Origin of the sequence: Acinetobacter sp. YH01006, assembly GCF_013420445.1 — a bacterium.
In the GTDB taxonomy this organism is placed as follows: Bacteria; Pseudomonadota; Gammaproteobacteria; order Pseudomonadales; family Moraxellaceae; genus Acinetobacter; species Acinetobacter pseudolwoffii.
This window is the reverse complement of sequence record NZ_VOYB01000006.1, coordinates 146,421-170,042: the sequence shown is the minus strand read 5'-3', so window position 1 is coordinate 170,042 and position 23,622 is coordinate 146,421. Positions and strand designations below refer to the sequence as shown.

18 protein-coding genes, 2 rRNA genes and 2 pseudogenes are annotated in these 23,622 nt (G+C 45.1%); 14 read left to right on the top strand and 8 right to left on the bottom strand.

Annotated features, from left to right (window positions below; genetic code table 11):
* The 5 genes from FTT73_RS07725 to FTT73_RS07705 all read left to right on the top strand — a co-directional run.
* Positions 1 to 103, top strand: a 23S ribosomal RNA gene (locus FTT73_RS07725); the annotation flags it as partial.
* Between the two features lie 211 nt (positions 104 to 314).
* A 5S ribosomal RNA gene (gene rrf / locus FTT73_RS07720) occupies positions 315 to 429 on the top strand.
* A gap of 138 nt (positions 430 to 567) precedes the next feature.
* Entirely contained in the window at positions 568 to 1,761 is a 1,194-nt protein-coding gene (locus FTT73_RS07715) for an MFS transporter (RefSeq protein ID WP_180077663.1), read from the top strand.
* Positions 1,762 to 1,985: 224 nt separating this feature from the next.
* The gene (locus FTT73_RS07710; protein ID WP_005169087.1) at positions 1,986 to 4,397 is read left to right on the top strand and encodes a YgiQ family radical SAM protein; all 2,412 of its coding nucleotides are present in this window, start codon (positions 1,986 to 1,988) and stop codon (positions 4,395 to 4,397) included.
* A 399-nt stretch (positions 4,398 to 4,796) separates the two neighbouring features.
* Positions 4,797 to 5,345 (top strand): DUF2726 domain-containing protein, encoded by a 549-nt coding sequence (locus tag FTT73_RS07705; RefSeq protein WP_005169085.1) that lies wholly within the window; start codon positions 4,797 to 4,799, stop codon positions 5,343 to 5,345.
* 53 nt (positions 5,346 to 5,398) lie between these two features.
* Here FTT73_RS07705 and FTT73_RS07700 read toward each other — a convergent pair whose 3' ends face one another.
* From FTT73_RS07700 to mdtD, 6 genes and pseudogenes are all read right to left on the bottom strand, one after another.
* On the bottom strand, positions 5,399 to 5,755 hold the full coding sequence (locus tag FTT73_RS07700) for a RidA family protein (RefSeq protein ID WP_005094519.1): 357 nt from the start codon (positions 5,753 to 5,755) through the stop codon (positions 5,399 to 5,401).
* Between the two features lies 1 nt (position 5,756).
* Positions 5,757 to 6,490: pseudogene (locus FTT73_RS07695) on the bottom strand (hypothetical protein).
* Between the two features lie 273 nt (positions 6,491 to 6,763).
* Positions 6,764 to 7,819, bottom strand: coding sequence for a DNA polymerase IV (gene dinB, locus FTT73_RS07690; RefSeq protein ID WP_180077661.1), 1,056 nt, complete (start codon positions 7,817 to 7,819; stop codon positions 6,764 to 6,766).
* A 20-nt stretch (positions 7,820 to 7,839) separates the two neighbouring features.
* Positions 7,840 to 8,856, bottom strand: a pseudogene (locus tag FTT73_RS07685) (MBL fold metallo-hydrolase).
* A gap of 58 nt (positions 8,857 to 8,914) precedes the next feature.
* Entirely contained in the window at positions 8,915 to 9,694 is a 780-nt protein-coding gene (locus FTT73_RS07680; RefSeq protein WP_180077659.1) for a GH25 family lysozyme, read from the bottom strand.
* Positions 9,695 to 9,761: 67 nt separating this feature from the next.
* Positions 9,762 to 11,153: a multidrug transporter subunit MdtD gene (gene mdtD / locus FTT73_RS07675; protein WP_180191239.1), complete on the bottom strand. Its 1,392-nt coding sequence runs from the start codon at positions 11,151 to 11,153 to the stop codon at positions 9,762 to 9,764.
* Between the two features lie 334 nt (positions 11,154 to 11,487).
* Between mdtD and FTT73_RS07670 the strand changes: the two genes are divergently transcribed.
* Positions 11,488 to 12,462 (top strand): hypothetical protein, encoded by a 975-nt coding sequence (locus FTT73_RS07670; protein ID WP_180097310.1) that lies wholly within the window; start codon positions 11,488 to 11,490, stop codon positions 12,460 to 12,462.
* Between the two features lie 60 nt (positions 12,463 to 12,522).
* Here FTT73_RS07670 and FTT73_RS07665 read toward each other — a convergent pair whose 3' ends face one another.
* Positions 12,523 to 13,143, bottom strand: coding sequence for a TIGR00730 family Rossman fold protein (locus tag FTT73_RS07665; RefSeq protein ID WP_180097312.1), 621 nt, complete (start codon positions 13,141 to 13,143; stop codon positions 12,523 to 12,525).
* Positions 13,144 to 13,474: 331 nt separating this feature from the next.
* Between FTT73_RS07665 and FTT73_RS07660 the strand changes: the two genes are divergently transcribed.
* The 6 genes from FTT73_RS07660 (at position 13,475) to FTT73_RS07635 (ending at position 21,959) form a co-directional block, all read left to right on the top strand.
* On the top strand, positions 13,475 to 15,052 hold the full coding sequence (locus FTT73_RS07660) for a TerC family protein (protein WP_159516354.1): 1,578 nt from the start codon (positions 13,475 to 13,477) through the stop codon (positions 15,050 to 15,052).
* 73 nt (positions 15,053 to 15,125) lie between these two features.
* Positions 15,126 to 15,590, top strand: coding sequence for a YchJ family protein (locus FTT73_RS07655; protein WP_005094506.1), 465 nt, complete (start codon positions 15,126 to 15,128; stop codon positions 15,588 to 15,590).
* 61 nt (positions 15,591 to 15,651) lie between these two features.
* Positions 15,652 to 16,296 carry a trimeric intracellular cation channel family protein gene (locus tag FTT73_RS07650; protein ID WP_005094504.1) on the top strand — a complete coding sequence of 215 codons (645 nt, stop codon included), beginning with the start codon at positions 15,652 to 15,654 and terminating at the stop codon, positions 16,294 to 16,296.
* Between the two features lie 130 nt (positions 16,297 to 16,426).
* On the top strand, positions 16,427 to 17,746 hold the full coding sequence (locus tag FTT73_RS07645; protein WP_005108434.1) for an MFS transporter: 1,320 nt from the start codon (positions 16,427 to 16,429) through the stop codon (positions 17,744 to 17,746).
* A 165-nt stretch (positions 17,747 to 17,911) separates the two neighbouring features.
* Positions 17,912 to 20,131 carry a DNA topoisomerase IV subunit A gene (gene parC, locus FTT73_RS07640; protein ID WP_100357794.1) on the top strand — a complete coding sequence of 740 codons (2,220 nt, stop codon included), beginning with the start codon at positions 17,912 to 17,914 and terminating at the stop codon, positions 20,129 to 20,131.
* 151 nt (positions 20,132 to 20,282) lie between these two features.
* A complete protein-coding gene (locus FTT73_RS07635; protein ID WP_005094498.1) occupies positions 20,283 to 21,959 on the top strand; it encodes a long-chain-fatty-acid--CoA ligase in 1,677 nt (558 codons plus the stop codon).
* A gap of 50 nt (positions 21,960 to 22,009) precedes the next feature.
* On the opposite strand, the gene FTT73_RS07630 is transcribed toward FTT73_RS07635, so the two are convergent.
* A complete protein-coding gene (locus FTT73_RS07630; protein WP_074383676.1) occupies positions 22,010 to 22,390 on the bottom strand; it encodes a hypothetical protein in 381 nt (126 codons plus the stop codon).
* Between the two features lie 100 nt (positions 22,391 to 22,490).
* On the opposite strand from FTT73_RS07630, the gene FTT73_RS07625 reads away from it, so the two are divergent.
* On the top strand, positions 22,491 to 22,889 hold the full coding sequence (locus tag FTT73_RS07625; protein WP_005094494.1) for an MAPEG family protein: 399 nt from the start codon (positions 22,491 to 22,493) through the stop codon (positions 22,887 to 22,889).
* 122 nt (positions 22,890 to 23,011) lie between these two features.
* A complete protein-coding gene (ppa, locus tag FTT73_RS07620; protein WP_004975651.1) occupies positions 23,012 to 23,548 on the top strand; it encodes an inorganic diphosphatase in 537 nt (178 codons plus the stop codon).
* Positions 23,549 to 23,622: the final 74 nt, after the last annotated feature.

Sequence of the window (23,622 nt, the reverse complement as noted above, 5' to 3'; positions counted from 1 at the left end):
TCCTCTAAAGAGCCGTTGAAGACTACGACGTTGATAGGTTGGATGTGGAAGCATAGTGATATGTGAAGCTGACCAATACTAATTGCTCGTGAGGCTTGACTATACAACACCCAAACAGTTGTTGTATTAAGCATCAATTGATTCGATATTCAGCAAAATAACTTGATTTAGTGATCAAGCTAGTTAAACTAAACAAACTTAATTCAACACAAATATTCTGTTAATAACTCTTTTGGTACAAAGTACGGCATGAGAAACATCGTTTCGCAAGAGAAGATGATCTATAAGACCCGAACAAGTCCATAAACAGTTGTGCTGGCGACAATAGCAAGAGTGAACCACCTGATCCCTTCCCGAACTCAGAAGTGAAACCTCTTTGCGCTGATGGTAGTGTGGGGTTACCCATGTGAGAGTAAGTCATCGCCAGCTCATTATTCGAAACACCCCCAATTTAACAGTTGGGGGTGTTTTTTTGTGCGTGAAGAAAGGCTTAGGTGATCACTCAGATGAAATCTCCACAGAAAAAATGAGCGAAAGGCGTATACTGGATCTATCTAAGGAGCGGATATGTCCTCAAATTCATCTTCTAGCCATATTGAATATGGTACTACCGCATTTAAAGCAGTACTTTTTTCCTTATTTCTTGCCGGCTTTGCCATTTTCTCATCTTTGTATTGCCTACAGCCGATGATGCCCATTTTGGCAGATTATTTTCAGGTCAGTCCGACTCAAAGTAGTTTTCCCTTATCACTTTCTACCCTTGCCTTAGCCATTGGTCTGCTATTTACCGGACTGATTTCAGACCGTTTTGGACGTAAACCGGTGATGGTCTGTTCCCTGGCATTGATTGCAATTTTGTTAATGCTCAGTTCGATACTATCTCTTTGGTCGGTATTTTTATTGCTTCGGATCTTGATTGGTCTCTGTGTCAGTGGTGTGGCAGCAGTCGCCATGACTTATATCGGGGAAGAAATTGCCGAAAAAGATATCGGTTTCGCCATGGGCTTATATATTTCTGGTACAGCCATTGGCGGGATGGGCGGGCGTTTGATTGCCGGAGTTCTAGTTGATTTTATCTCCTGGCAATCTGCTACTCTGATAATTGGTATCTTAAATATCTGTATTGCAGGATTATTTTATTATCTGTTGCCGGCATCGCAACATTTTAAAGCTTATCCGATCAAGTTTAATCGATTCAAAAACTCATTCAGGCATAATCTGGCCGATCCGAAACTTCGGATTTTATTTCTGCAAGGTTTTATCCTGATGGGCTGTTTTGTCTCGATATTTAACTATCTCAGCTATCGTTTGCTTCAGGCACCTTTTGAATTATCACAGGCCTGGATTGGTTTAATCTCGGTGACATATTTGGCTGGTATTTATAGCTCCCCCCGAGCGGCACATTGGGGTCGGCATTATGGTAAATTCAAGACATTGGTCGTCATGATGCTGATGATGCTCCTTGGATTAACGCTCATGCTGCTCAACCAGCTGGCTCTGGTCTTTATCGGATTACTAATCTTCACTTTTTCATTTTTTGCCGCGCACTCTACTGCAAGTAGCTGGGTGTCGATCCAGTCGTTACAATATCGGGCAGTCGGTTCTTCGCTATATTTATTCTGTTATTACCTCGGTTCCAGTGTGTTGGGCAGTTCGAGTGGACTGGTCTGGGAAAATTATGGTTGGAGTGGATTAACTGCATTTATTACACTACTGTTGCTGAGTGGTCTGGCATTCAGTTTCAAGCTCCGCTCAGATTAGAACATCGTATTTAGATTTTTCTCTATAAAATAAACCCTGTGCATTTATCTTGCGGATCATTTTGCTTTCAATTCTGATGATGACCAGGCCTTGATTCGCTTAGTTCCTGATTTTGTATAAATTATAATCAAGCAAGCTGGGTCTAATTCATGGTAAAATGATCGGCTTTCATCTTTGATCTTATTTTAGATCTCCTATCATCTGCCAGCCGAGAATTGCTAGCCATGTCTACTGCTTATACCATGCAGACTGCGCCAAAAGCGTTGTTTGATTACGACAAATATTGGGCGTCTTGTTTTGACCCTGCGCCTTTTTTGCCGATGTCACGCGAGGAAATGGATCAACTCGGCTGGGACAGCTGTGACTTTATTCTGGTCTGTGGCGATGCCTATATTGATCATCCGTCTTTCTGTTCAGGTATTATTGGCCGGGTATTAGAAGCCCAAGGCTTTCGTGTCGGTATTATTGCACAGCCAGACTGGACCAACGTGGATGCGTTCCGCGTTCTGGGTAAACCGAATATTGCTTGGGGGGTAACGGCAGGGAACATGGATTCCATGATCAACCGTTATACCGCCGACCGTAAAATCCGCTCGGATGATGCCTATTCCCCAGATAATCAGCCAAATAAACGTCCAGACCGTGCAGCAACTGTATATTGTCAGCGTGTCCGTGAAGCATATCCAGATGTGCCTGTATTATTAGGTGGAATTGAAGCTTCTCTGCGTCGTATTGCACATTATGATTACTGGTCAGATAAAGTCCGTCGTTCAGTGTTGATGGACTCAAAAGCCGATCTTTTGATGTACGGCAATGGCGAACGCTCAATTACCGAAATTATGCATCGTCTGGCGCGTGGCGAAAAAATTCACGAGATTACCGATGTTCGCGGTACTGCGTTCATTGTCAATAAACATAACCGTGCATCGAAAGCAAAGTTTGTCGAAATTGCCTCGAATGATGTTGATGCGATTGGCCGTGTCGATCCAATCATTAACCCTTATGTGATGACTGAAGATCTGGAAGGTTGTGAAATTGAAAAAGACAAAGATAGTCTGACTCAATATCAAGGTTTCCAGAAAGAGCCTGTCGCCAATCCGATTGTGCGGGCCGGCGATGAGCTAGATCCTGATACGCAAATCGTGCAATTACAACCCGCTTCAAAAGCAATTAAACATAAATTACCACCGCGTGAACTGGCCGTAATTCGCTTGCCTGCATTTGAAGAAGTGGCTGCAGATCCGGTGCTTTATGCCCATGCCAACCGAATTTTGCATTTAGAAACCAATCCGGGCAATGCCCGTGCCATGGTACAAAAGCATGGTGAACGTGATGTCTGGCTAAATGCGCCACCAATTCCGTTGACCACGGAAGAAATGGACTATGTGTTTGACCTGCCTTATGCACGTTTGCCACATCCTGCTTATGGTGAAGCGCGTTTTCCAGCGTTTGACATGATCAAGTTCTCTGTGAATATCATGCGTGGCTGTTTTGGTGGCTGTACCTTCTGTTCGATTACAGAACATGAGGGTCGTATTATCCAGAACCGTTCTGAAGAGTCGATTCTGCGTGAAGTGGAAAAAATCCGTGATACGGCGCCGGGCTTTACCGGGATTATTTCAGACCTAGGTGGCCCGACAGCCAACATGTACCGTCTGGCCTGTAAAGATCCAGAGATTGAAAAGAACTGCCGTAAACCGTCGTGTGTCTTCCCGGGCGTTTGTCAGAACCTGCATACCGATCATGCACCATTGACCCAGTTATACCGTAAAGCACGTTCATTACCGGGTATTAAGAAGATCTTGATTGGTTCTGGTTTACGTTATGACTTAGCGGTTTTAAACCCTGAATATGTCAAAGAATTGGTAACCCATCACGTCGGTGGTTATTTAAAAATTGCACCGGAACATACCGAAAAAGGCCCACTCAATAAAATGATGAAGCCGGGAATCGGAACCTATGATCGTTTCAAACAGATGTTTGAACGTTATAGTAAGGAAGCCGGCAAGGAACAGTATCTGATTCCTTATTTCATCGCAGCGCATCCGGGGACTACCGATTACGACATGATGAATCTTGCGATTTGGTTGAAGAAGAACGGTTTCCGTGCTGACCAAGTACAGACCTTTTATCCATCACCGATGGCAACGGCTACCACCATGTATTACACCGGTAAAAACCCGCTTGCCAAAGTGGCACGTTATACTGAGCAAGTAGATATTGTCAAAGGTGATAAACGTCGTCGTCTGCACAAAGCTTTCTTGCGTTACCATGATTCAAACAACTGGCCGTTGTTGCGTGAAGCTCTGAGAGAAATGGGTCGTCAGGATTTGATTGGTAACTCCAAACAGCATTTGATTCCGACTTATCAGCCTGCTGGCAGTGCAGAAGGTCAATACCAGTCTGCGCGCAAGAAAAACTCGACAGTGGCGGGTGATTCGCAGAAACGTACCGGTGAGCAGGGAAATCGTGGCAAGGCTGCACAAGCTCAGTCCCGTCCTTCAAATACCAAGAAGCGTCCTGAGCGTGGTCAAATCCTGACCCAGCACACAGGCCTACCGCCGCGTGAAACAGGGGATGCCAAAAAACCATTTGGTGGATCAAAGCCGAAAGCAAAGCCTAAATCACGTGCATAATTGAGTTAATAGAAAAGACACTTCGGTGTCTTTTTTTAGCACTTAGGTAAAGTAACGTAGCTTGAAACGAGGACTGAAAAATGTAAAAGGATGTATTATTTACATTAAGTCTGGCTTAAAAGTGATATAAAAATAACACTTTATCGGAATTGTTCTACAGTTGGGCAGATTTGTATTGCGATCAATTCTAGGGATGTTTTAGAGTGCATTATCAGTACTTTAAATCCACTTTCATTGACATAGGGAAAGATGTCATTTTAGGTAACGCAGAATCAGGTTTTGATACCGGTTGTATGGGTATCTAAGCAGATTAGTTGTAAGACCTATTTAAAATAAAGTGTGAGTTTATACTGCACCACAATAAAACAAAAATGATGATAAGAATGCAAGGATTGAGGCATGACCACCTATATTATGATTGGGAGTTTCCTGCTCTTCTGTGTCGTGCTCATGGCATGGAAAACGCTCGGAAATAATTCCAAACCACAAGACAGCGCGTTAAAGCAGCGTGCTATTTTTAACCTGAATGAGCAATTGACCTTCACGCGCTTGAAGGAAGTATTACCTGAATATATTGTTTTGGCCCATGTGTCCTATGACGCCTTAATGACCACCAAATTTAACCGGACGCGACATAAATATCGCAACCTGACTGCAGATTTTGTGATTATGGATCAACAGCATCAGATTATAGCCATTGTGGCTGTGGATGATCCTTTAATCTTGAAGCGTCCACAGCAGACTGGTTTTCAGGATGCCTTGTTGAGTATGGCCGGTTATCGGGTGATTCGCTACGATGATGTGCCGGAATATTACCAGTTGCGGCAAGATTTTCTGCAGGAGCAAGCGCAAATGAAGAAAATGCCCAAATATACGGTCAGCAATGATCTGAAAAAGTATTATTTATATTCAGATTTAGAGCGCAGTAAAATCAAAGCAGTAGGTTAAAATAAAAAAGCATGCCATGAGCATGCTTTTTTATGCATATCGATTTTGCCACATTATTCTGGTTTGACGGCCACGACTGTCATTTCAACCAAAACCCGTGGATCATAAAGTTTTGCCTCGACACAGGTACGAGGTAATGCTTCGATATCAGCCACCCATGCATCCCAGATTTCATTAAATGCCGCATAATCTTTTTCAATGTCTTTTAAATAGATGGTCACCGACATGATGTGACTTTTGTCTGTACCGGCATCTGCCAGAAACTGGTCGATAATATCTAAAGTTTGTTGGGTTTGACCTTTGATATCCAGCTCAACATCTGTGGCCAGTTGCCCGGCAAGATGTACCAGATTGCCTGCAATGGCAATTTCTGAAAAGCGTTTCGAGATATGTAAGCGTTCCACTGTCATATTATTCATCCTGCGTTTTGGGCACCAGGGCTGCGACCAGTGCGGTCAGCAAGCAACCCACTGCCAGATAGAGGGCAATATAATGCCATGAACCGTCTGCCCAAATCACCCGTACTGCTGCAATAAATGGGGGTAAAACCACCACCAATAATACTGCCCATCTGATAGCCAACGCCGGCACCGCTGTAGCGATATTCGGTACCGAACAGGGAAGTGAAAATCGGTTGATGAGCCCTGACCACCCTGTCGTATGCAACATTTGCCAGTAAAATTATGTCGACAATGATCATTCAGGTGTTTTGTGCATCGAGTGCCATAAAGAATGAAAAGGCCGAGAGCGCACCAATCAAACTATTCTAGCCACACATTTTTTGATGATGAAATGTATCCACCCGTCAGGCAAAAAACGGAATGCTGAAACAGCGGATTGCACCGACCATCAAGGTGATATTCCAGAAGAACTGTTTGTCCATGCCCAAGTAATTGCTAGAAATTCCCATCAGGACGACGGTTAAGACCTGCATTTTCTTATGGCCAAGCTAGTGACCAACGTGACCAAAGACCATGCCATCTAAGGGCAAAACAGAAAGCCAACACCAAAAGTGGCCAATGCCGCCAGAGTGTCCATATTCTCACCAATGCTGTGGAAACTGATCTTTAAAAATTAAGGTTGCAACAATGCCGTAAAGGAGAAAATCGATACCAATCGACAACAGCACCAACAAAACTAGACAGCGCAGCTTTACGCGTGTTGTTTTTGAACTACAGAAGATTTACAGAAGACATGCAGGAAGGAAGTCCATGAGTTACATCAGAGTTGCCCTGTAATATTCGGATTTGATCGTCACGCCAATCACAGGACAGCATGCTGAAAGTAAAGGTGATTTTCAGCATCTCAGCATATACATGGATAATGCATTGCGCAGATAGAGTACTCTAAAAAATCAAAATATAAAAATAAAGTTGCTGTATTTTTAAACTGATGTTCAAAACATGAACAAAAGTCGTTTAGAGCAGTAATAATTGGGTTTCAGTCTCGGGGGCGCTGAGTTGATAGACGCCGACACCGATCAGCCGGAATTGCATCTGCGGCGCGATATGCAGATCATCCAATAGTAAGTCTAAGGCTTGTGCTAATTCCTGCGGACTGCGCAAGAGCTGCTTAAAACTTTTACTGTGTTGCATCACCTGAAAATTCTTGAGCTTTAATTTGACCGTAACGCCGCGAGCCGAAAGCTGCTTTTTTTGCAAGCTTTGCCACAGTTGTGTAACTAAAGCTTCCCAATAGGGATGGCACTGATTTAAATAAAGATCATCATCAAAGGTGGTCTCTTTGGAAATCTGCTGGCGTTCCCGTTCTACTTCGACCGGTCGTTCATCAATGCCTTGCGCATATAAAAACAGCCGCCGTCCATATTTACCAAAATGCTGAATCAGGATAGCTTCATCTATCTGTTGTAAGTCACCCAAGGTATCCAGATTCAGGCTTTTCAGTTTTTCCTGGGTGACTTTACCCACCCCGGGAATTTTCTTCAGCGGCAGATTCTGAATAAAACGCTGCACCTGTGAGGGCTTGATCACACAGATGCCATTCGGTTTGTGCCAGTCCGAGGCAATTTTGGCCAGAAATTTATTTGGTGCCACGCCGGCAGAAGCAGTCAGTCCAGTCACTTGAACAATATCCTCCCGAATCCGCATGGCGACCTCGGTAGCACTCGGAATCTGCTGTAAATTTTCTGTGACATCCAGAAAGGCTTCATCTAGCGATAAAGGCTCAATCAGGGCAGTATATTGCTGGAAAATTTGATGGATCTGTGCAGAGACCTGACGGTATTTGGCAAAGTCCGGCTCAATCACGATGACCTGCGGACAGAGCTTGCGCGCCTGTCCCATCGACATGGCAGAACGTAGACCATATTCGCGTGCCGGATAGGAGGCAGCCGCAACCACCGCCCGGGGATGATGCGAGGCAATCACCACAGGCAGGTGTCTGAGTTCTGGACGTTCACGCAGCTCGACCGAGGCATAAAACGCATCCATATCGATATGAATAATTTTGCGCATAGCCGCTATCTTAAGGGGCTTTAATCTGCTTGGGAAGAGACCGCTTCGCGGAGTAAGTAAGGCTGTGGGCCGCTGAGCAGGATGACTTTAGTGCCTTGTGCCTCGGCGGCCTGAATCAGCAGATTTAAACTTTTTGGCGTGTCATCTGCAAGGCGGGGTAAAAATTGTAGCGGCTGGCTTAAAGGCTGGAAAAAATCATCCCAATGTATCGGGATGACCACTTTGGGTTTGAGCGTTTGCAGGGTTTCAGCCAGATAGTGCTACTGATAGTCATTGGATTGTCTGGAGAGCTGGGCAATACCCAAAAATAACGTATCGACCTGCAGGTTTTTAAATTGATCCGGGATAAATCCGGTACTGGCCTTGACCAGAATCTTGTGTCCTGAATGCTCAATCAGGTAATCAAAACTGCCGCCTTCCTTAAATTCGGAAAATTTGGCCGGCAGGGCTAAAGGTTGGAATAACTCTTCGCCTAGGTCATCATTTACCGCTGTGGCTGGCGTATGTTGTGAAGGAATTGCGGTTACTTGAAATTTGTTGACGTGCTGTATTTGCTCAGGCGTGACGGAGTGTAACTGCTGCGGACTTACTTTGGGATTTGCCCGGGCGATATTCAGGCTAGTGGGTGAACCGATGACAGCGGTTTCAGGAAGCATTTCCAGTAAAGCCGGTAGATCCAGAACATGATCATAATGCGAGTGACTGACCAGAATGGCTTTGGCCCGGTGCAGTTCATGCTCTTGAATTAGCTGCCTTAATAGCACGCTATCACTCTGAATTGGACCGCTAAGCACTTGCGACAACGACGGCCGGCTAAAGAAACCATCTATCAGGATCTGATCCTGACCATCATCCAGCAACAGGGTGGAAACACCGAAAAATTTAACGTTTAGTCCAGAACGAGAGGAACTGCTTTGCGGCTGCCAGTTCTGAAAGTCACTGAGCTTGCCTGAAGGTTGCAGCAGATAAGCCAGCACACCCACGCTGAGCAGCAGAACAATCACCAGACCGAGTAAAATACCTTTAATCCATTTCAAGATTTTTATTTCCTTATTTTTCTACTTTTATAAAGCGCTTGTTTTCAATCGATCGATTTTATTTGGCCTGATGAGTAGATGATGGTACTGCAATTGCATTCATTCTCAGAAAATCCAGCCACTGCTGTTCTGAGCCATAGAACACATTCAGATCCACAGTTGTACTAATGCCGGGAATTTTACCCTGATTGCTATGTTGCCAGAAGGTCCATTTGGGCTGATTGTTTAAATCGGGCAGGCCCTTATACTCGCGTACCCAGAGTGGCACTTCGGGAAAATATCCTGCCAATACAATATTATAAAATGCTTTAGAAATATAGAAAACTGGCTGTTTGCCATAATGCTTTTGCAGGGCATCGTGCATGATCTGGATTTCGTTTAGAAGCTGCTCTTTGGAATAGGTATTGATGCAATTGCTGTCATATTCCAGATCAATCACCGGCGGTAAAGCATTGGCTTGCTTGGGGACGGAGTCGATAAAGTTCTGTGCCTGAATGCTGCCATCGCGACAAAGCCGATAGAAATGATAGGCACCAACCAGAAAGCCGCGTTCCCGGGCCTTGAGCCAGTTCTCTTGAAAACGCGTATCTTTAAAGTCACCACCTTCTGTGGCTTTCAGATAGACAAAACGGTATTTTTCCGGCGAAATCTGCTGCCATTGAATTTCTTTTTGATGATGTGATACATCGAAACCCTGGATCGGATAATCTGCTGCATGCGCAGAAGGGGCTTTAATCAGGCAAAGATAAATCATGGCGATAATCATCACGGCGATCAGAATGCCAAGCCCGATGAAAAGCGGCTGTTTGAATCTGTTCAGAGCCAGATTTTTTTGCATTTTCAGTTCTTACCTGTATCTAAACCTGAGCTTAAAGGCTGCATTCGCCTGGCGTTAATATATCGTATTAAACAGGGGTGTTTTTAGGAATATGCCAGAAAATATAAGCCGCAATAATATTGATACCGCCCAAACAGATCAGTGACACATGAAAAGCAGCCACCAGATTGTCAGCGCCGTAATAGGCACTCAGCATGTTGACCAGGGTGCCTGCCAGCGCCACCCCGATACTCATTGACAGCATCATGATCATCGACAGGAAACTGTTGCCGCTACTGGCATCCTGCTGGCTTAAGTCCTTTAAAGTCAGGGTATTCATCGATACAAATTGTAGGGAATTTAAAATGCCGAAGATAAAGAAATGAATTGCACGCAGCCAGATCGGGGTGTCCGCCGTGGTCAGGGCAAAACTGGCAATACACAGACCCACCAATAAGGTATTGACCAGCAAAACCCGACGATAACCAAAACGCTGAATGATTTTTCGGATAATCGGTTTAGACGCCAGAGAGCCGAGTACGGTTGGAATCATCAATAGACCGGTAATAAAGGGCTCAAAACCAAAGGCGACTTGCAGCATAAGGGGGAGTAAAAATGGAATCGAGTTACCGCCAAGACGGGCAAAAAAATTCCCCAGAATGCCAATCGCATAAATTTTATTTTTAAAGAGCCGACTGCGGAACAGGGCGTTGCTATGCGTATGCGAATGATAGGCATACATCAGGGCCGCCAAGATTCCGGCCAGAATCAGACTCAGACTCCACCACAGCGAATTTTGTGGACTGGCAAAATTTTCAATTCCCAGACAGAGTCCCACCATGGCCACAACCAGCAAGACAAAGCCCCAATAATCAAAGCGAGCGACCAGCGGTTCAATGACATTCGGCATGGCCTTAAAAGTAATCAGCGCTCCCAGTAAGCCAATCGGCAGATTGATCAGGAAAATCCATTGCCAGGACAGATATTCCACCATCCAGCCCCCAAGAGTTGGACCAATCAGGGGGCCAATCAGGCCGGCCAGACTCATTAGGCTCATGGCAGCCAGAAACTGGGTACGGGGAATGATCTTGAGCATGGCCAAACGGCCGACGGGGAGCAGTAAGGCGCCACCCATTCCTTGCAAGATCCGATAAGCCAGTAATTCATTCAGACTATCTGACCAGGCACAGCCCAAAGAGGCCAAAGAGAAAATAATAATTGCAGCAAAATAGATATTTCTGACGCCGAAACGGTCTGCCAGCCAGCCACTCAAGGGAATACAGGCTGCCACAGACAAGACATAAGCCACCACAACACTGTGCATGCGTAAAGGATCGGCCTGTAGGTTATGTGCAATCGCGGGCAGAGCTGTATTAATAATGGTGGTATCCAGCCCCTGCATAAAAAATCCGATCGATACCAACAAGACCAGCAGTCTGAATTCGGGATCTAAGGCTTGATGCATAGGCGTGGCATTCATAATTCTGGAAAACTGAAAATTTTGAATAGTTTAAAGGAAGAGTAAGGCACAGGTGTAGTGAATACGTGTGAACTTTTTTTCAAGATATAAATCAGTTATAAGTGTAAAACTCATAACAAAGTGAGTATTTATCAGATCGGTGCCTCATATCTGTAAAGAGCGATAAAAATAAAATTAAAGCAGTACTTTTTGTTTATAAACAGCTTTCTCTGTCATTTTCATCTTTATCAAATGAAAATATGACAAAATTGTCATGAAAATGAAATAAAACCGTCATAATCTTGGGCCAACTTTTCAGCAATGCTGAAATCTCCTCGCGTATAGGTTTGTTTTTATGACAATCGAGATTTTGATGGTGATCGGCTTCTGTTTAGCCGCTTATTCTATTGTCGGAAATGATGTGCCTCAAACCTTAGGGACATTTATTTCCTCGAATTCACATCGTCCATGGTGGGTGTTGTGGATTTATATCAGCTCAATTTTAATTGTCGTATTGGTCTATGGTTGGTATGCATCCGGGGTGGGTGATGCCTCATATGGCCGTTTAGAAACGATTCCTTTCCCTGAAGGTGGCATTACCTGGCTGTACATTGTGCCGCCTATTCTCCTGTTAATGCTCACCAAATACGGGATTCCAGTCAGTACCACCTTCCTGGTTCTTACGATTTTCTCTCCTGCCAGTCTAGGCTCGATGATGGTGAAATCGATGATGGGCTATGCGGTGGCCTTTGTGGTGGCGATTGTCATCTATCGTTTTGTGGTCAAGCAACTGGCACGACATTTTGCCAAGACACGTCATCAGGAGCACTCCAAGGTCTGGATGGGCTTGCAGTGGGTCTCTACCGGTTTCCTGTGGAGCCAATGGCTGATTCAGGATCTGGCCAACATCTTCGTGTATGTGCCGCGTCAGGTTCCGTTTGAATTCCTGATGTTTGCCATTGCGGTATTTGTGGTCTTGCTGGGCGTCATTCTGTATCAACGTGGTGGGGCAATCCAGAAAATTGTCGATACTAAAACCGGCGTGACTGACATTCGTGCTGCGACGATTATCGACTTCCTGTATGCCATTATCCTGTTGATCTTTAAAGAATGGAGCAACATTCCAATGAGTACCACCTGGGTGTTCCTTGGGTTACTCGCAGGTCGTGAATTTGCCATGTCGATGATTCTGGATGAAGTCAATAAACATCGTACGTCACGTAATGTCAGTGCAGATGCGATGAAACTGATGTTCGGTCTGGCCATGTCTGTGATTCTGGCGACCACATTGCCGGTGTTCTATGATTTTGTGACGAATTATGGTCAATAACTAGCAGCCATAATCCATAAAAAAAGCGAGCCCAGTGCTCGCTTTTTTACTTTGAATGCTTTAAACCACAAATCTTTGTGGATGGCCCAAATTGGTTAAGGCCGTATAAATTTCATCTTCATGTTCGCAAATAATCAGTTTAGCCCGGTGCTGGGGAGGTAAAAAGCCATCTTCGACTGCACGATCCAATTGGGCAATCAAGGCATCATAAAAACCGTTGACGTTATATAGCATCATGGGTTTCTGGTGCTGGTTCAGCTGGCCCCAGGTAGCAATTTCCAGGATTTCCTCAAACGTACCTAGTCCACCTGGCAAGGCTACAAAGGCACAAGCCCGATCCGCCATCATGGCTTTGCGTTGATGCATGCTGGTCACCACATGTAATTCGGTCAGCTGGTTATGGGCAATTTCATAGTCCAGCATAAACTCGGGAATCACCCCAACGGCTTCACCACCATGCTGGATCATGGCATCCGCGACCTGTCCCATCAGGCCAATACTGGCGCCACCATAGACCAGCCCGAAACCATGTTCTGCCAGTCCTTGCGAGAGTTGAATCGCCTTTTCTAAATAAATCGGTTTGTTGCCGGCACGTGAACCACAATAGAGAGCCACTAAAGGGCGTGTTGTTTTTGGGGAGTTGTCTTTAAAATAATCTGTCATTTGAATTACGCTTTGCATTTCTTTTCTTCACCTTATCATTTTTCTTTCTTGTGACTACAGCTTAATTAATAAATATGACAATTCTGTGAGCAGGTACCATTTCACCATAAACAGGCAAGTGAAATTCATCGACAAACAGCCATGAAAACAGGTGAATTTAGATTTGATCTTGATATACTGAAAATTGGTTTCACAACAATAGAACGAAAATGGGTAGTGGTAGTTGGCCGTGTAACGCTATAAATCGCCATCAAGTAATTGGTATTGTTCAATATCAAAAATATTATGCTGTTTCATTACAGTCTCGGTTCATTCAATGCAGCAGTCCTGAGTTTCAGGAGCCAAGCGTATGATCTTTGAATGGATGTCTGACCCCTCAGCCTGGGTCGGTTTACTCACATTAATTGTTCTTGAGATTGTACTCGGGATCGACAATCTGGTTTTTATTGCCATTCTGGCGGAAAAACTGCCACCAGAACAACGTAATACTGCACGGGTTGTGGGCTTAATGCTGGCCCTGGTGATGCGTTTGATCTTGCTGGCTTCGATTGCCTGGGTCGTAACGCTCACCGATCCACTGTTCCAGATCTTTGATCATGCTTTCTCGGGCCGGGATCTGATTCTATTGTTTGGTGGGGTATTCCTGCTGTTCAAAGGCACCATGGAACTGCATGAGCGTCTGGAAGCCAAACCTGTGATCAAGGAAGAAAATCCGGTCCATGCGGTATTCTGGATGGTGATTGTCCAGATTGTGGTACTGGATGCGGTATTCTCGCTCGATAGCGTGATTACTGCGGTGGGCATGGTCAAAGACCTGTCTGTGATGATGATTGCCGTGATTATTGCCATCGGGATTATGCTATGGGCATCCAAAGCCTTGATGGATTTCGTCAATAAGCATCCGACCGTGGTGATTCTGTGTCTTGGCTTCCTGATGATGATCGGTTTCTCGCTGGTGGTAGAAGGCTTTGGTTTCCATATTCCGAAAGGTTACTTATACGCAGCGATTGGCTTCTCTGTCATTGTCGAGTTTATTAACCAGACCATGAAACGCAATCAGGAAAAAATGGTGACCACCACGGATATGCGTTACCGAACTGCTTCTGCAGTGATGCGGATGCTCGGTGGTAAACCTGCTCAGGACAATGATTCTTCGGAGCCGGAAGATGTTCTGGCAACCCGTGCCTTTGCTGATGAAGTCTTTAATGATGACAACGGCATCTATCACAGTGTCATGGTGCAGGGAGTTTTGGGTCTGTCTGAACGTCCGGTAAAATCGGTGATGACGCCGCGTCCCGAACTGGAATGGATCGATCTGGACAATGATGCCGACAGCATCAAAGCACAATTGTTGCAGATGAGCCATTCGCGTTTGATCATCGCTCGCGGCGAACTGGACAATATTGCCGGTGTGGTGCTGACCCATAAAGTCCTGAATGAATATATTGAAACTGGGGTGCTGGACTTTGAAAAGCATTTACGTGAGCCAGTCATCGTACATGAAAATGCTCAGGTACTGATGGTGATGGATCAGTTGCGTCAAGCTCCCTTACAGATGGCGATTGTGCTGAATGAGTATGGCTCAATTGAAGGGATTGCCACGCCGATTGATATTCTTGAAGCGATTGCCGGTGAATTTCCAGATGAAGATGAGCTGCAAGTGGCAGCAGAAAGTCTGGATGATGGCAGCCTGATTCTGGACGGTTCCACCGATATTCGTCACGTTTCCTTGCTGCTGGATCGTGATCTGGTCAATGAAACTGAAGAATATTCGACCCTGTCTGGCTATGTGTTATTCCATATGGCACGTTTACCGCACAGCGGTGAAAAGTTTGAAGCAGACGGGCATATCTTTGAGGTGGTGACCATGGACGGTCATAAGATCGATAAAGTGCATATCATTCCGCAGCTTCCTGCGCAGGACTAAACTATAGTCAGCGTTGGGTTGGTAAAGTTTGCTAAAATAGCCCGCATTGTCGGGCTATTTTTATGGAACTGAAATGTCAGAAGCATGTCCATGCGGACAAGGTGAATATCATAGCTGCTGTCAGCCCTTACATACTGGACAACAGGTCGCAGAGACTGCGCAGCAACTGATGCGTTCCCGTTATAGTGCCTTTGCCAAGCATGAAATCGATTACATCAAAACCACGACTGCGCTGGGTCAGCAGCAGGCACTGGATTTGCAAGCCATTAGTGATTGGAGTAAAGCCAATCAGTGGTTAAAGCTTGAGATTGTTCAAGCCAATGAAAAATTAGATAAAAATCACGCCTTAGTCGAGTTTAAGGCGCATTTTCATGATGGCAAGCAGGCACAAGTGCATCATGAAGCTTCGCATTTTGTAAAATTTGAAGGCCACTGGTATTTTCTGGACCCGACCACGGAGCAGAAACTCAGCATGAAACAGGTTTGCATTTGTGGCTCGGGGAAAAAATTTAAGCAATGTTGTGCGGGATTTTTATAACTTTCACATAGATTTAGCTTAGAATAAGCGCCATCTCAAAGCCTCAGGTGGAAGCAGGGCGATGTTACTGACCGTCATCTATATTATTGCAATTACCGCTGAAGCGATGACCGGGGCACTGTCTGCTGGCCGGCGCAGCATGGACTGGTTTGGTGTCATGATCATTGCCTGTGTTACGGCATTGGGTGGTGGTTCGGTCCGTGATGTTCTGCTGGGACATTATCCTTTAACCTGGGTCAAACACCCCGAATATCTGGTGCTGACCTGTTGCGCTGCTTTCGTCACCATCCTGATTGCAAAATGGATGCGCCAGTTACGTAATGTCTTCCTGGTACTGGATGCCTTGGGTCTGATTGGTTTTACCATTATTGGCTGCCAGATTGCTCTGGAAATGGGACATGGTTTTGTGGTGAGTGCCGTTGCAGGTGTCTTGACCGGTGTATCCGGCGGGATCTTGCGTGACATCCTATGTAATGATGTACCTTTGGTTTTCCGTCGTGAACTGTATGCCAGTATTGCTTTTGTTTCAGTGATCTTTTACTGGCTCTGTAGCCATTACGGCTTGTCGCAGGACCTGACCATTCTTTCCACCCTGATTTTCGGCTTTAGCTTGCGTTTGATCGCCATCTATTTTGGACTGGAAATGCCAAAATTCATTTATAAAGAAGATGATGGACACTCGGCATCTTCCAAAGACGAATCCTGATTTGTAATCGTCATGAATGCGGCTATAAAAAATAGCCGCATTCAGCTTAATTCATAGTATAAAAAATACAAAGCAGCCTACCTGTTGAGAAAGCAGCATCTCCCGTTCCACCTGATCAGAGATTTTTGTTATGGATTTAGTTTCTCGCATACAACGCTTACCGATTGGTCGGTTTCATTACACCTTGCTGGTGGTGATTGGACTCGGTTGGATGTTTGATGCCATGGATACCGGATTGATTTCGTTTATTCTGGCAAAAATGGCTGAAGACTGGCAGATGACTGCGGATCAAAAAAGCTGGGTAGTGTCGATTGGTTTTGTTGGTATGGCAATCGGTGCAATCTGTTCAGGTGGTCTGGCAGACCGTTTCGGCCGTAAAACCGTATTCGCTGTGACACTGGTGATTTATAGCTTGGCTACAGCGGCCTGCGCTTTTGCACCGAATTTGACCTGGTTGTTGGTGTTTCGTTTTATCGTCGGTTTAGGTCTGGGTGGACAGTTACCCGTGGCAGTGACGCTGGTCAGTGAATATATTCCTGCGCATGTGCGTGGCCGTTTTATCGTATTGCTGGAAAGCTTCTGGGGACTGGGCTGGTTGGTTGCGGCTCTGGTATCGCGCTTTGTCATTCCGGATTTTGGCTGGCAAACCGCTTTCCTGATCGGTGGTCTGCCTGCGCTATATGCGATTGTGATCTGGAAAATGGTGCCGGAATCTATTCCATTTCTGATTAACCGTGGCCGTGTAGAAGAAGCTTCGGCACTGGTGAAAAAGATCGAGCGTCAATGCGGCGTTGAAGTTTATGAAATCTTTGAAGTGAAGCCGGTCGCAGAGAAACAGTATATTTCATTTACCCAGTTGTGGTCGGGTATCTTTGCGCGTCGTACCCTCATGCTGTGGCTGATCTGGTTCGGTATTATATTTTCTTATTATGGCATCTTTACCTGGTTGCCAAGTTTGCTGGTCAAAGAAGGCTATAGCATCGTCCAGTCCTTTGAATACGTGCTGATTATGATTTTAGCGCAGTTGCCCGGTTATCTGGTGGCAGCATGGCTGGTCGAAAAACTCGGTCGTAAACCGACCTTGGCAGGTTTCATCGGCATGTGTGCCATCTCGGCATATTTCTTTGGCCAGTCGGGCAGTGTCACCGAAATTGTGATCTGGGGCTGTCTGATGTCCTTCTTTAATCTGGGTGCTTGGGGCGTGCTTTATACCTATACACCAGAACAATATCCAACCAATATCCGTGCTTTTGGTTCAGGCTGGGCTGGCGCAGTAGGCCGAATTGGGGGCATCGCAGCACCTTTTGCTGTCACCCATCTGATGGGCATGCCAAATGGTTTCAGTTATGTCTTCACCATGTTTACTGCGGTTCTGGTTGCCGTTGCAATCGTGATTCTGGTTTTGGGTGAAGAAACCAAAGGCAAGACCCTTGAGTCGATGGGCTTATAAACTTGATGAATTTTTAGTTGCTTAGGGTCTATAAAGTGGATATTTTTAGGCCATAAGACACAAATTGTCGCGCTGAGGCATTTGATGCTCTTGTGTCATCCCCAGCCGCGACATAGCATAAGAAACATTGATACAAAAACGAATTATTTAGGACTATAGGTTGTTATGACAAGCCTTGCGCATCATGCGACAGAAAACCGCTCCGTAGCAGAATTTACCGAACAAGCTTATCTGAATTACGCCATGTACGTGATTATGGATCGGGCATTACCGCACATCAGTGATGGCCTGAAACCGGTACAGCGCCGTATTGTCTATGCCATGAGTGAGCTGGGCCTGAAATGGACCAGCAAACCAAAGAAATCTGCACGTACCGTCGGTGACGTACTGGGTAAATATCATCCGCATGGTGACTCGGCCTGTTATGAAGCCATGGTGCTGATGGCACAGCCGTTTAGCTATCGTTATCCGTTTATTGAAGGACAGGGCAACTGGGGCTCACCCGATGATCCGAAGTCTTTTGCCGCAATGCGTTATACCGAAGCCAAACTGTCTCAGTACAGTGAACTGTTACTGTCTGAACTGGGTCAGGGTACCTGTGACTGGCAGGACAACTTTGACGGTTCGATGAAAGAGCCGGTGAACTTGCCGGCACGTGTACCGAATATTCTCTTAAATGGTACAACGGGAATCGCCGTCGGTATGGCCACCGACATTCCGCCGCATAACCTGCGTGAAGTGATTAAAGGCACCATTGCCCTGATTCGTAACCCGAATCTGACCGATGAAAAAATCTCAGAATATATTCCTGCGCCGGACTTGCCGACCAAAGCAGAAATTATTACCCCACCTGCTGAACTGTTAAAAATTCAGGTCACAGGTCGTGGTAGTTATCGTATGCGCGCGGTCTATACCGTCGATAAAAATGAAATTGTGATTACCGAACTGCCATATCAGGTCTCAGGCTCCAAAATCATCACCCAGATTGCCGACCAGATGCAGGCCAAGAAACTGCCTTTGGTCAGCGATGTACGGGATGAATCGGATCATGCCAATCCAACCCGTTTAGTGATTGTATTGCGTTCTAACCGGATTGATGCCGAAGCGGTGATGAGTCATTTATTTGCCACCACTGATCTGGAATCGAGCTACCGTGTCAACATGAATATGATTGGTGCTGATGGCCGTCCACAGGTGAAATCGATTCGTCGCATTTTACTGGAATGGATCGAGATCCGTAAAACCACGGTGACCCGTCGTCTGCAATATCATCTGAACAAAATCGAAAAACGCCTGCATATTCTGGGGGGGCTGATCATTGCCTACTTGAGTATCGATGAAGTGATTCAGATTATTCGTGAACAAGATCAGCCCAAGCCCGTGTTAATGGAACGCTTTGGCATTGATGAGATTCAGGCCGAAGCCATTCTGGAGCTAAAATTGCGTCATTTGGCCAAGCTTGAAGAAATGGAAATGCGCCGTGAGCAGGAAGAACTGGAAGCGAAGGCTGCGGTGATTCGTGAACAGCTGGCCAATCCGGAATCTTTAAAAGCGCTGATCATCAATGAACTGAAAGATGATGCCAAGAAATTTGGCGATGATCGCCGTTCGCCACTGGTGCAACGTGCCGAAGCTGCTGCGATTAATGAAAATGAGATGCTGCCAGCCGATCCTGTGACCGTGATTTTGTCAGAAGCCGGCTGGATTCGCTGTGCCAAAGGCCATGATGTCGACGCTGAAAATCTGAATTTCCGTGCCGGTGATCAATATCTCAGCCACGCACAGGGCAAATCCAATCAGCGTGTCTATGTATTGGATGAATCGGGACGTAGTTATGCCTTGCCAATCAATAACCTGCCATCGGCGCGTGGTCTGGGTGAACCTTTAAGTTCAAAATTATCACCTGCCAGCGGCATCGGTTTTAAACAGGTCTTTGTTGCAGAGGATGAGACGGAAGTCCTGGCGCTGAGTAACAAGGGCTATGGTTTTAAAACGCAGGCCAAACAGCTGGATACCAATGCCAAAGCAGGGAAGGCCTTCCTGAACTTATCCGATGGGGCGCAAGTCATGAGCCTGCAGCCACTCGAAGATGCCACGCATGTTGCACTGCTCAGTTCAGCAGGACGCCTGTTGATTGTCGATTTAGCAGAATTGCCTGTATTGAACAAAGGTAAAGGAAATAAATTGATACAACTTGAAGGTGGTGATCAAATTTTGTCCATGACAATATTGAAGCTTGATGAAATAATTCAAGTGCTTGCAGGACAACAGCAGTTAAAATTAAAAGGGGATGATTTGCAGAAATATATCGGCAAGCGCGGTGCAAAAGGACAGCTTTTACCACGCGGATATCAAAAAGCAAATAAACTGTTGATTCAAAGATAAGACTAGCATCCATCCTGTAAAATACGTTATATATGAACAACGATTCAACAAGATGGATGCAATATTGCACATATACAAGTCTAAAAATGGCGTGTGATATTGAAAAAAACAGTTGAAAACACTAAGGATTATGATTGGAGAGATGGGCATTATGGAAAAAATTTGGTTGGCTGAATACCAAAAGACAGGGATTCCGGAAACAGTAGAATTACCGGCAGAGAATACTTCTCTAGTCGATGTTTTTGAACGTAATTTCCAAAAATTTGGTTCGCGTGATGCCTTTATCTTTATGGATAAGGCCATGACTTTCAATGATCTGGAAGAGGCGAGCCGTAAGTTTGCAACGTATTTACAAAGCTTGGGGTTGGCAAAAGGTTCACGTGTGGCGGTGATGATGCCAAACGTTCTTCAGTATCCGGTCGTGGCACTTGGGGTTTTCCGCGCAGGGTTGGTACTGGTCAACGTCAATCCACTTTATACTTCGCGTGAACTTGAGCATCAACTTAATGACTCAGGTTCTGAAGTCCTGGTGATTATTGAGAACTTTGCCTCTGTTTACCAAGCGATTCTGGGTAAAACCCCGGTAAAACATGTGGTTATTGCTTCTGTAGGCGATATGCTGGGTGCTTTGAAAGGAACTCTGGTGAACTTTGTCTTGCGTTCTGTGCGTAAGCAGATTCCAGCTTGGGACATTCCAGGCCACGTGAAATTCAATACGGCATTAAATAAAATTAGCCCGAGCAATTACAAACGTCCTGAGTTGAGCCTGAGCGATACCGCGGTTCTACAATATACTGGTGGTACTACCGGCGTATCGAAAGGGGCTGAACTGACACATCGTAACCTGGTTGCGAACATGTTGCAGTGTGACGGGATCTTCCAGAGTAAGTTTGGTGCACAAGATGGCCAGCCAGATGACCGTATTTTCTGTGCCTTGCCGCTTTATCATATCTTTGCATTCATGGTGTGCGCACTTTATGGCATGTATAAAGGTCAGGCCAACGTCCTGATTCCGAATCCGCGTGATCTTCCTGCGGTGATGAAGGAACTACGTAAATACCAGCCGACTTTCTTCCCGGCAGTGAATACACTATTCAATGCGCTGGTGAACAATGAAGAGTTCAAACAGCTTGATCATAGCAAATTGAAAATGGCGATGGGCGGCGGTATGGCGGTACTTCCTTCTACAGCAGCAGCGTGGAAAAAGCTCACTGGAACCAATATTGTTGAAGGTTATGGCTTGTCTGAAACCTCTCCGGTTGCAACGGCAAACCCGCCTGCTTCTGAAGAATTCAGTGGCACCATCGGTATTCCATTGCCATTAACTGAAGTGGCGATTCTGGATGATGACGGCAATGAAGTGGCACTGGGTGAGCAAGGTGAAATTTCAATCCGTGGTCCTCAGGTCATGAAAGGCTACTGGAACCGCCCAGACGAAACTGAAAAAGTCATGGTTAATGGCTTCTTCCGTACTGGTGATATCGGTGTCATGGATTCACGTGGTTATGTGAAAATCGTAGACCGTAAAAAAGACATGATTTTAGTGTCTGGTTTTAACGTGTATCCATCTGAGATTGAAGAAGTTGTTGCAACCCATCCAAAAGTACTGGAAGTGGCTGCGATTGGTGTGCCAGATGAAAAATCTGGTGAAGTACCGAAACTGTTTGTTGTGAAAAAAGATCCGTCTTTGACCACAGAAGAAGTCTTGGCCTTCGCTAAAGAAAATCTGACCGGTTATAAACGTCCACGCTATGTGGAGTTTATGGACGAATTACCGAAATCGAACGTGGGTAAAATCCTGCGTAAAGATTTACGTAAAACAGCTTAAACTCGATATTAAAAAAAGCGCCTGATGGCGCTTTTTTTATTTGCAGGTTTTTATTTTTTCATGAGCCAGCGGTCAAAATAAGGACGTCCTACACCGACTACTCCCAGAAAAATAAACATGGTGCCAAATTGGCGGGTAAATCCTGTCTGGTTAAAGTTGCCATAACTCAGAATATTGTCGACCACACAATAGACCAAAATGGCTACCACCCAGTGCCAGATTGGCATGCGCTTGATGCCGACGGCATAAAAGGCAATCCATAAAATGGCAAAGCTAAAGATCGGCGACCAGATATTCATATTGGCACAAATCACGGCCATCAAAAAAGCCACAATCGGCAGCACGATTTTTAATACGCGATCCACTTGACGTTGATGCTGGCGCTGTTTATCGAGGACATCGAACATTTCATTTTGCTCAGGCGCGACCATAGTGAATCCTTCTTAAGTAATAAAAAACACTCTATTTAACAAAATTTATTCACGAAACACCATGCTATGATAGATATAAAATTTTCATGAGAAAAAACAGATGCACAGCATTAGTGGGGTGATTTATCTCATTTTAGCCGCTTGTCTTTTGCCTTATGTATTTACTTTGATTGCAAAGAAATCGGCAGGCTTTAGCGCGAAAGACAATCAGAACCCACGAGAGTTTTTAGCAAAATCAACCGGGCTCTCGAGCCGTGCCAATGCGGTTCAACAAAATAGTTTTGAAAGTTTACCATTGTTTATTGCCGCTATTTTAATGGCTGAATATATGGTGGTTCCTCAAACCCTGGTCATGACCTTCGGGATAGCCTATCTGGTATTTCGTGTGTTGTACGGCATTTGTTATCTGGCCAATTGGGCGACTTTACGTTCGATCGTCTGGCTACTTTCAATTTTATGTCCTGTGGCTTTATTGCTGCTGATCATCAAGATCGTTTAAGCAATCAATTACAGTTCGCGGACATATTTACAGTTCGATATTTTAAAATCCAAAAATTTCTTTAAAAACCGTTATAATTGTCGCGGTTTTTTAAAAGATATAACTTGTTAAAGAGTGATGCTATGAGCTACAGCAATATCCCAGCGGGTAAAGATGCGCCAAACGACATCTATGTCATTATCGAAATTCCTGCCAATGCAGCACCGATCAAATACGAAATTGATAAAGATTCTGATGCATTATTCGTAGACCGTTTCATGGGTACAGCAATGTTCTACCCAGCGAACTACGGTTATGTACCAAATACACTTTCATTGGATGGTGACCCGTTAGACGTATTGGTCGTAACACCACATCCAGTAGAGCCAGGTTCTGTGATTCGTTGCCGCCCAGTGGGTAAATTGAACATGGAAGATGACGGTGGTATTGATGCGAAACTGGTTGCTGTTCCGCACGAAAAACTAACCCCAATTTATAAAGATGTTCAAGAATATACTGATCTTCCACCATTGTTGATCAGCCAAATTGAACACTTCTTCCAACACTATAAAGACTTAGAACCAGGTAAATGGGTGAAGTTAAGTGGTTGGGAAGGTGCAGATGTTGCAAAACAAGAAGTATTGAACTCAATTGAAGGTTATAAAGCAGCAAATCCATAATTTGCGCTTAGCCTGCTAAGCTTTTTATTTTAAAGCTGAGATAAAAAAACCTGCACAATTTTTGTGCAGGTTTT